Origin of the sequence: Sulfurihydrogenibium yellowstonense SS-5 (assembly GCF_000173615.1) — a bacterium.
GTDB classification, from domain to species: domain Bacteria; phylum Aquificota; class Aquificia; order Aquificales; family Hydrogenothermaceae; genus Sulfurihydrogenibium; species Sulfurihydrogenibium yellowstonense.
This window is the reverse complement of the sequence record NZ_ABZS01000062.1, coordinates 1-8,624: the sequence shown is the minus strand read 5'-3', so window position 1 is coordinate 8,624 and position 8,624 is coordinate 1. Positions and strand designations below refer to the sequence as shown.

Sequence of the window (8,624 nt, the reverse complement as noted above, 5' to 3'; positions counted from 1 at the left end):
TTCCAAAAGATGCATTAGTAGAGATAGAAATGATTGTCGGATTGTGATAAGAAACGTTAACATAATACATGTGATATTTAATCTTTACCATTTAAGATGAAATATACAAAGCTCGTAAATGAACTGCTGAGAGTGTTACAAAACTCTCTTAAACTTACCTTTCCATGTCCTTAGGACTTTAGTCCGAAGAATCTCCTGATTTAAAGATTGGGAAAAGGAAATTCTTCACCGGCTGCAGAATGAAAAACGTTGATTTTTGCAAGCAGCCCCAACATTATTTTTCATAAACTCTTTACTTTTTCTACGTATTTTTTAATATCAAACTTTGCTTCTAAACCTGATGCACTCATATATCTAATTTTCCCAAAGATTTTTCTTTCTTTCCATGGTCTGTCATGGGTTCCAAAGCACCAGGATATGCCGGCATAACCGTTTGGGTCTCTTCCGTCAAGCTCGTATTTATCATTTAGATAGCATGCAATATCAAAGGCGTGTTTTGGGTCCTGCGTCCATTCTATAATTTTTTTACACCAATACATTCTCATGTAGTTATGCATCTTTCCGGATTTTAAAAGCTCAAGCTGTGCAGCATTCCAGTATTCATCATGGGTTTTTGCATTTTCAAACTCTTCTAATGTATAAACATAATCTCTTTTATCGTTTTTGTGATCTTCTAATGTTTTTTTAGCCCAGTCAGGAATGCCTTCATAATGGTTATAGTTTGGATTATAGTAGCAAAAATTCCTTGCAAGCTCTCTCCAAACTATCAGTTCGTTAAAAAAGCTATCAACATTTTCATCTTTTTTATACTCTGACAAGATTTCAAGAACAACTTCTATCGGCGAGATTTGTCCAAAATGAAGATAAGGACTTAGGTTTGATTGATAGTCAAGCTCCGGATGAGACCTATACTCTTTATATTTATGAAGCTTCTTTTCAATAAATTCTTTCAAGCATCTTTTTGCTTGGTTATAACCACCTATAAAAGGTGATAAACTAACGCTTTTGTCTATGTTGAGAATATCTAAAATCTCTAAGGAACTATTTAAAGTTAACTCCTTTATTCCAAAATCAAGATTAACGGATTTAATCTTTGGCTCCCTTGGCGCTAATTTAAGAAGATATGAATCTAATAAAGCATAAATCTTTTTTCTAAGGTTAAAAGCGTAAACTTCTTGCTTTTGAGATGCAATCTCTACAGGAATGCAAACGTCAGACTCTACTTCGTAAAATGGTATATCTAATTGCTTTGCTATATCACTATAAAGCTTTCTATAATACTTTAAGTAGGCTTTATCTGTGATTAAGGCAACGGCACTCCTTGATATCTCTATGATTCTCTGTTTGATATCATCTGATTTTTCTATGATAAATTTTATACCTCTTTCTTCTATAGATTTTTTAGCTTCTAAAACTCCATCTAACATAAATTTGTAGTATCTTGCATTTGAGTATTTATATTTGTCTGTAATTAGAAAATAGACTAATAATGGTTTTTTGTAATCATTTGATAGTTTGATTGCGTATTCAAGACCATGGTTAAAGTTTGCCCTGTGGCTGTGAGACATCCAGTAAATTATGTATTTGCCCGATTGATTAAACTGTCTGTCGTTTAAAGCTTTTACTCTTCCTATGAATTCCAATTCCATTTATGAGCTCCTTTTGAATAGGTTTATTAATCTTTACTCTTTTTAATCCTAAAAGCCTAAAGTTTCTGAAGTGTTTCTTAATTATCAGGTTTTCCAAAAAAAATTTTAATAAAGACATTATCTTACCTTTTTCATTTTGCAGCCGTGCCAAAAATCTCATGTTTTTCTTTTCAAATCAAGAAAAAATCAAAAAAGGAGACCGTTTTCATCATTCTTAAGCCGACGAAGAATCTTATACTTTTACCCAATTTCCCACCGGACGCTTATTTTTATTTTACCTTTCATTTTAATTTTTTTTACAGCTAACCTGTAAAATTTTAAATCTAATATGATAAAAATCAGCTTTATAATGAAAAACATTTCTTGGAGAATATTTATCGTAATAAATCTTGGGAGGTGCGTTATGAAAAAGTTTTTAGCAGCAGTTGGAGCAGCAGCATTTTTAACAGTTGGCTTGGCTAACGCTGAGCAAACACTGTATGAAAAGCTTGGCGGTAAAAAGGCAATCGACGCAGTGGTTGAAGACCTTACAAACAGAATGATGAACGACAAACAGCTAAAAAGATTCTGCGGCAACGTGTCAAAAGACAAACTAAAAACAAACAGAGAGCTTGTAGCTGCGTTTATTTGTAAAGCAACAGGTGGTCCTTGCGAGTACAAGGGAAAAGATATGAAAGAAGCACATCAAAATCTTGGAATTACAGAAAAAGATTGGGACAGGTTTGTAGAACTTGCAAAGCAAAGCCTAAACAAGTTTAAAGTACCTGCTGACGTTCAAAAAGAGTTTTTAGGTGCTGTTGCCGGATTAAAAGACCAAGTGGTAAGCAAAAAGTAAATGTTTAAAATAATAGAAGATGGCTACACCCTTAGATACGTTCCACGGCCGCTCGTCATAGTGGTCGTGGAAGAAAATCCTTTTACCGTTGGTTGGCATACACCCGTAAACAAAAACCCTTTTCTATACTCCATATCCATAGACAGAACAAATTACAGCTATAAGCTTTTGAAAGATAACTTTACAATAAACTTCCTAACATCTGAATACTTTGAAGAAATTTTGATAGCAGGGTCATATCACGGAGACCAGGTTGATAAACTAAGCCTACTTAAAAATATCCATCTAACAAATAGTGAAAAAGTGTCTTCTAAAAGTATTTTAGAGTCTTTCATGGTCTATGAGTGTGAAGTTTACGAAAAATTAGAGTTTCAAGACCATTGTCTTGTAATCGGCAGGGTTTTGGCAATAAAGTACAAGCAAGGAAAAGTAAAACCAAAAAACAAGCTTACTTTAACAATGGGAAAAAATTACTACTGCTTTAACACTAAGGGATTTTATAAAAAAATCTAAAAGTAGAAAACTTTCCATCATAAAAATATTCTAAATCTCCGTTTAAGAATATCTTTAGTCTTTCCCTTAAATTTTTAAGACCTGTTCCCTCTTTTATTTCCTCAAAACCTTTTCCGCTATCTTTCACTTCCACATAAAAATAACCATCTTTTATGTATGAGGATATGATTACTTTTCCGCTGTTTTTTAGTCCGTGTTTTATGGCATTTTCTACAAGAAGCTGTACTGACATTTTTGGAACGGGTAAAGACAGGGTGTTTTTGTCTATGTTAAACTCAAACTCTATGGCAGGAAATCTTAACTTTTCAATAAAGATAAAGTTTTTTACTATTTTTAGTTCATCTTGTAAGGTTATGATGCTGTTTTCGTCTATGATCATTCTTAAAAATTGTGATAGTTTTAACATTCCTTTCTCTGCAAGCTTTTGGTCTATATAAACCAGCTCTGAAAGCGTGTTTAGAGCGTTGAATAAAAAATGTGGGTTTATCTGATACTCTAAAGCTTTTAGCTTTAACTCTATGTTCAGCCTGTTTAACTCTTCTTCTATCTTTTTAGAGTTGACAATCATGTAAAGAAGATAGCCTATTAGCATTGTTAAAAGTCCTGTCATCATGCTAAGATAAAACAGAAATTTGTTAGAAAATTCTAAGTCTATCAGTTTTAGTACTTTTATAAACTCAAAAGCTGTTAGACTTCCAAAAAATCCGGCAAAGAAAGACATTAAAAGACTTACAAAAGTATAGTATTTATCGCTTAGTAGTGGCAGTATCTTTTTGTTGCTAAAATTAATCATTGCAAAAGAAAACATAAATATGAAAAATCCAAAGATAGACCCGGAAATCATTCCTTTGATGATAGGAATATTTAGAATTAAAGATATAAAACCGCCCAAGATAGAGCCAAAAATCAATCCAAAGATAAAAACTATAGTCCAGTCTTTTTTGTTTATCTCAATGTAGTATTTCATCTATATCCTCTATTTGAAGGAGTAAGTTAAGCACACCAATTATAACACCAGGCCAGCCTTGACCGGGAAAAACAGAATCTCCAACTAAATAAACTCCTTTTATCGGCGTAAAGTTAAAAGGATACTTAAAGGGAATGTAGTCTTTTATAAGGGGTATTCCGCCAACCGTTCCGTTATACCTTCCGGTGTATCGCTGAAAAGTCTTTGGACTTCCTACCATGACGTTTTTTATCTTACAATCTTTAAATTTTGGCACGTATTCGAAAAGCCTGTTTAAAATAAAATCTTTTGCTTTCTCTTTTTTTTCAAGATACTCTTGTTTGCTTAAATCTTGCCAAAATGATATTCTACAGTGGGTTGATATGATGACAGATTTTTCTCCATCTTTTGTTAGGACCTCATCTTCTTTGTCTGAGATTGAGACAAAAAACGAGTTGCTGCCTGTATAAGGGTTTATGTCTTTATGGATTATTTGGTAGTGATGCTCATCAACTACGTTATTTTTATCTTCCAAATTAAAGTATATCGTCAAGCTTGACCAGATTTTTGAATACTTTTTTCTGTTTTTGATGCAAGCATCTTTAAAATCTTCAAGTAAATCACAGTAATCCCATATGGTTTTGTTTAAAATCACATTTTTAGCCTCAAAGACTTCTTTATCTGTTATCACTTGGAAAAAATCTTTTACTTTTTTTATTTTTATCACTTTGTGCTTCAAAAAAACATTTTTGTAATCATCAACTAAGCAATCAAAAACCTTTCCCATTCCACCATAAACATAGTAGTTATCAAGGTTTGGATACGTCAAACCCATAGACCCAACGGAGATAGAAACGTCTCTGCTATATCCTTGAGATGTCATTAGAATCTGATTGTCTAAAAAGTCTTTAAAGTCCTCGTCAAAATCTCCAAGATTGTCTTTAAAAAAATCGTAAGAAGTCTTAAATTGATAGGGTAAGGCTTTTAGTAAGTATCTGTAATTCTCGGCAAATTTTTTAAAAAGCAGTTTTGGATTTTTATAATTTATGGGTATCACATTGTAAATATTCTGCCAGTTAGCATCAGAGATAGAGTAAACCTTTTGCCAAACAGACCTTAGGTTTTTATAATTGAAATTATTCTCAAGCTCTAAGACCGCCTTTTCTTTGTCTGAATATCTTTTTATAGCTTTATCTCCAACGAATACAACCATTGGAACTTCAAGCTTTTTTACCTTTGGTTTTGGAAGGTTTAAGAATTTAAAAACTTTCCCAAGGGGCATATGGTCTTGTAGTCCAACTAAGGTAGAAGCTCCAACGTTGTACAGATATTCCTTTCTTTTGAATGTTCCACTACAACCTCCTAAGTATGACTCTTTTTCAAGCAGTGCCACCTTTTTGCCTATCTTTTTTAAGATCGCATAAGAAACCACCCCGCCAATTCCACCACCAACTACTACATAATCAAACATACATTCTCCTTAGTTTAAAGATAACATTTCATCAAAGTAATCATTCAGGCTTGATGCTATGATTTCCAAGTCTTGTGGCTTTTTGATGATTTCTATCTTAAACAAATCAGAAGGAATGCAGATTTTAGAAGTGCTTTTACCTTTAACCTCTATCTTTTCTTCAAAATCTTTGTAGTAGTATGTGATTATCACTTCATAGCTTTGTTTAGACCTAAAGGTTATAACAGTCTCAAAACATCCTTGCCCTTCAAAATAGACAAAATTATCAGTTGGTCTTATTTTTATGATAGACAGGTAGTCTAATTTTATACACTTCATGGTCTATACCTCTAAGGTTTGATTTAGAATAATGATAAAGATTTTGACCAAAAGCTTGAAGGGCCGTTATTTAAGTATAACGGTTAGATTTTAGAGTTTAGAGGATTAAAAAGAGAGACCCTTTAAAGGGTCCCAAAGCCTGAGGTGTGGTGAGAAAACACAGCTACCAGTTGGTAGCTAAAAGTAAGACGTTGTATCCTACGTGAAATAACTCCCAAAATATGTATACAATCAACAGCCATTTAAAAAACTTTCTTTCTATCTCTTTTGCATCTTTATATATCAAATACAGAAATACAGCTATTAAAAACTGTAAAAACAAAGAAAAAGAGAGGGTCAAAAGACCCTCAAAGCTTAGATTTTTCATTTAAGCTCTGTTATCCATTTTGCGATCTTTTCTGCCTCATCTTTTGGTACGTTTGGCATAGGTGGCATTGGAGTATAACCAGGCCAGTTTGAAGGCTCAGGTTGATAGATTAATTTTACTATTCTGTCCGGAGTATATCCTTTTTTAGCAATCTCTTTAAAAGCAGGTCCAACTATTTTGGTATCAACTGCATGGCATGCTGTACAGCCATTTTTTGCAATCAATTTTTCTCCTTCTGATAGGTTAGCTGCCTCTGCAACAGAAATTCCAGATGGCTTAGTTTTTGCTTCTTTGTAATCTTTTTCTGCTGCTGCTAAATACTCCTGTGTTTGTTTTTGCATTTGTGCTATTGCCGGTTCAAGTAGCGATATTCTCATTCCGTGTCTTGTTATTCCCATTGATATAAGCGTTACTAACAACAATCCAGCAGCCATATAGGCATGCTTTGGAGAGATGTTATCGTTGAAGAACTCTTTAAGCAAGATAGCAATCGCACCAAGAATGGATATCACGGCTATAATTATGAATATTTCAAATCCTTTTGAATAGAAGTTTTCAATTCCGTAGTTAGGAAATTGGAAGAATGCCAACGTTCCAACAAAAAGGTTTAAAACAGTTGGGACTAAAAACCACGCTTTTCCTTGTCTGATGAGGATGTTTGCCGCCTCTAAATCTTGACCTTTGCTTTTTTTATAAACTCCATACAATAGCATAAACATGCCATTTACTGCAAACGCTCCAAGGTAGAAGTGAGCCAATCTAAACAGTACATCAGGTCTTGAAACAACATCCCAAAAGTGAGTGTTTGGCGTCCAGGTTGATGGTGTTATGTAAAGCTGTACCGTAGACATAAACACAGGAGGCAGTGATAAAAACAGTATAGCAGCTATAGCACCTATGGTGATATGCAGTGCTTTATGGTTTTCAAGTTTATGCCAACTAAATTTGTACAGATATGAAATTAAAAAGGCTACTACGTTTCCCCAAATTATATGCAGCCATTGAGGTGAGTTCATAACAGAAGCTGAATAAAAGAAAGCTGTGTACATAACGCTAACAATCAAAAGAGGAGCAACCCCCCACAACGCCCCCATATTTTCGCTAATGGTTACAGGTGTAGTTAGTAAGTATGCTACTTTGTCATAATTTTTGTCATTTTTTAAATGACCTATCCAGTTGTTAATCACAGATAAAACAGAAGAGCCAAGTAAAACGTTGATGAAAATTATATGAACTAAGAATGAAACAACCAGAAGAATATGAAAAACAGGAACTACTATAGCATCCATTCCACCTGTTGGAAGGGGTAAAGGTATATCATGGGGAAGGTAAGGGAAAATTGGGTTATTTGGATTATTCATTTTTCCACCTCCATTTTTATTTATTTACTGCTGTTTGGGTTTGCTTTTGCTCTACTAATGTAGAAAGGTATGCTGCTAATGCTTTTCTCTCTTCATCCGTTCCTACAAATGGCGGCATAAAAGGAGTTGCTGGAGAGTTTAAAGCTCCTATTCTGTGATAGATAGCATTCTCATCTAAACCGTTAACTTTCTTGGTTATTGCATTTACCCCATTTACAGAGTGGCAAACTCTGCATTCAAGCTTAAACAAATACTCACCTACTTTAACTTTGTTCTCTTCTGTGATGGTTCTGTACTGTTGAGGAACGAAAGACGCATACTTTAAAACACCAACGTTGTTTAAATGTGCAACGTCAACATTTCTAATTCCATGGGCATACATGTATCCATAGATTATATAAGGCTTTCTTACAAATTCCCTAATTCTTTCAAACTCAGCCACTAAGAACACATAAGAAACCATCATTAAAGACGCTAAGGCAAACGGAGCAGCTTTTGGCTTTAGGTAGAAAGCAAAGACTGCAACAAGGATTAAAGCAAACGCTCCAAGAAGTGCGATAATTAGCATTTCTTTATGACCGATGTATTTGGTTGTTAATCCTGCAACGAACATTAAGCTTTTTGCTTCTTGAGGAATTTGTGCATAGTACCACAATCCAAAGATAATTGTAATTGGAATGGTTGCAAGCACAATTCTTCCAAACCATCTCTCAGCTTTTTCTCTTAATGCTAAATCATTTCTTGTAAACCACCAAGTCCAGTACATTGATATTGCAGCAGCAAAGCCAATAGCAAAGAATGTTCTAAACATTAATGATGGTATCCAGCTTGGGTTAAAGAGTGATGCTACATAGTCTGGCTGAGCTGGAAAGTCTGATTTGAGCCAGTTTCCTGGTGTTAGCATAAATCCAAGTATCGCAGTGATGATAACCATCGTAAGCCAGCTTGCAACTGCGTAAACAATTCCAAACTTCAAGTTTTGAGTTCTTTTTTCCCAGCCGTAGGTTTTCCAAGTTAAAAACCATGCAAGTAAGAAAATTAACTCAACGTTAAACACTATCCATTCTGTAAACCATTTCCAGAAGAAAACTCTAAGCAGTGAGCCAATAGCCGGCGGGTCTATGATGTTTGCGTGTATCCATATACCTATTCCTGTCAAAGCGC

Annotated in this window: 9 protein-coding genes; 2 read left to right on the top strand and 7 right to left on the bottom strand. The window is 34.2% G+C overall.

Annotation, left to right across the window (positions count from 1 at the left end):
- Positions 1–281: 281 nt before the first annotated feature.
- Entirely contained in the window at positions 282–1,649 is a 1,368-nt protein-coding gene (locus tag SULYE_RS03710; RefSeq protein ID WP_007546640.1) for a deoxyribodipyrimidine photo-lyase, read from the bottom strand.
- A gap of 403 nt (positions 1,650–2,052) precedes the next feature.
- Between SULYE_RS03710 and SULYE_RS03705 the strand changes: the two genes are divergently transcribed.
- Positions 2,053–2,484: a group I truncated hemoglobin gene (locus SULYE_RS03705; RefSeq protein WP_007546638.1), complete on the top strand. Its 432-nt coding sequence runs from the start codon at positions 2,053–2,055 to the stop codon at positions 2,482–2,484.
- Positions 2,485–2,997, top strand: a complete 513-nt coding sequence (locus SULYE_RS03700; RefSeq protein ID WP_007546636.1) for a flavin reductase family protein — start codon at positions 2,485–2,487, stop codon at positions 2,995–2,997. It abuts the gene before it with no gap.
- On the opposite strand, the gene SULYE_RS03695 is transcribed toward SULYE_RS03700, so the two are convergent.
- The 6 genes from SULYE_RS03695 to SULYE_RS03670 all read right to left on the bottom strand — a co-directional run.
- The gene (locus tag SULYE_RS03695; protein ID WP_007546635.1) at positions 2,972–3,964 is read right to left on the bottom strand and encodes a sensor histidine kinase; all 993 of its coding nucleotides are present in this window, start codon (positions 3,962–3,964) and stop codon (positions 2,972–2,974) included. The genes SULYE_RS03700 and SULYE_RS03695 overlap by 26 nt on opposite strands.
- Positions 3,948–5,414: a phytoene desaturase family protein gene (locus SULYE_RS03690; protein WP_007546633.1), complete on the bottom strand. Its 1,467-nt coding sequence runs from the start codon at positions 5,412–5,414 to the stop codon at positions 3,948–3,950. The genes SULYE_RS03695 and SULYE_RS03690 overlap by 17 nt, the downstream gene beginning before the upstream one ends.
- Before the next feature lie 9 nt (positions 5,415–5,423).
- A complete protein-coding gene (locus SULYE_RS03685; protein ID WP_007546631.1) occupies positions 5,424–5,732 on the bottom strand; it encodes a hypothetical protein in 309 nt (102 codons plus the stop codon).
- 163 nt (positions 5,733–5,895) lie between these two features.
- Complete coding sequence (locus SULYE_RS03680; RefSeq protein ID WP_007546629.1) at positions 5,896–6,099, bottom strand: hypothetical protein; 204 nt, start codon at positions 6,097–6,099, stop codon at positions 5,896–5,898.
- Positions 6,096–7,460: a c-type cytochrome gene (locus tag SULYE_RS03675; protein WP_007546627.1), complete on the bottom strand. Its 1,365-nt coding sequence runs from the start codon at positions 7,458–7,460 to the stop codon at positions 6,096–6,098. The genes SULYE_RS03680 and SULYE_RS03675 overlap by 4 nt, the downstream gene beginning before the upstream one ends.
- A gap of 16 nt (positions 7,461–7,476) precedes the next feature.
- Positions 7,477–8,624, bottom strand: a 1,148-nt coding sequence (locus SULYE_RS03670) for a c-type cytochrome (protein WP_007546625.1), incomplete at its 5' end; no start/stop codon positions are given.

Bases quoted from the DNA above. Each gene is read 5' to 3' on its own strand.
- SULYE_RS03710 (WP_007546640.1), bottom strand. From the start codon at position 1,649: ATGGAATTGGAATTCATAGGAAGAGTAAAAGCTTTAAACGACAGACAG.
- SULYE_RS03705 (WP_007546638.1), top strand. From the start codon at position 2,053: ATGAAAAAGTTTTTAGCAGCAGTTGGAGCAGCAGCATTTTTAACAGTT.
- SULYE_RS03700 (WP_007546636.1), top strand. From the start codon at position 2,485: ATGTTTAAAATAATAGAAGATGGCTACACCCTTAGATACGTTCCACGG.
- SULYE_RS03695 (WP_007546635.1), bottom strand. From the start codon at position 3,964: ATGAAATACTACATTGAGATAAACAAAAAAGACTGGACTATAGTTTTT.
- SULYE_RS03690 (WP_007546633.1), bottom strand. From the start codon at position 5,414: ATGTTTGATTATGTAGTAGTTGGTGGTGGAATTGGCGGGGTGGTTTCT.
- SULYE_RS03685 (WP_007546631.1), bottom strand. From the start codon at position 5,732: ATGAAGTGTATAAAATTAGACTACCTGTCTATCATAAAAATAAGACCA.
- SULYE_RS03680 (WP_007546629.1), bottom strand. From the start codon at position 6,099: ATGAAAAATCTAAGCTTTGAGGGTCTTTTGACCCTCTCTTTTTCTTTG.
- SULYE_RS03675 (WP_007546627.1), bottom strand. From the start codon at position 7,460: ATGAATAATCCAAATAACCCAATTTTCCCTTACCTTCCCCATGATATA.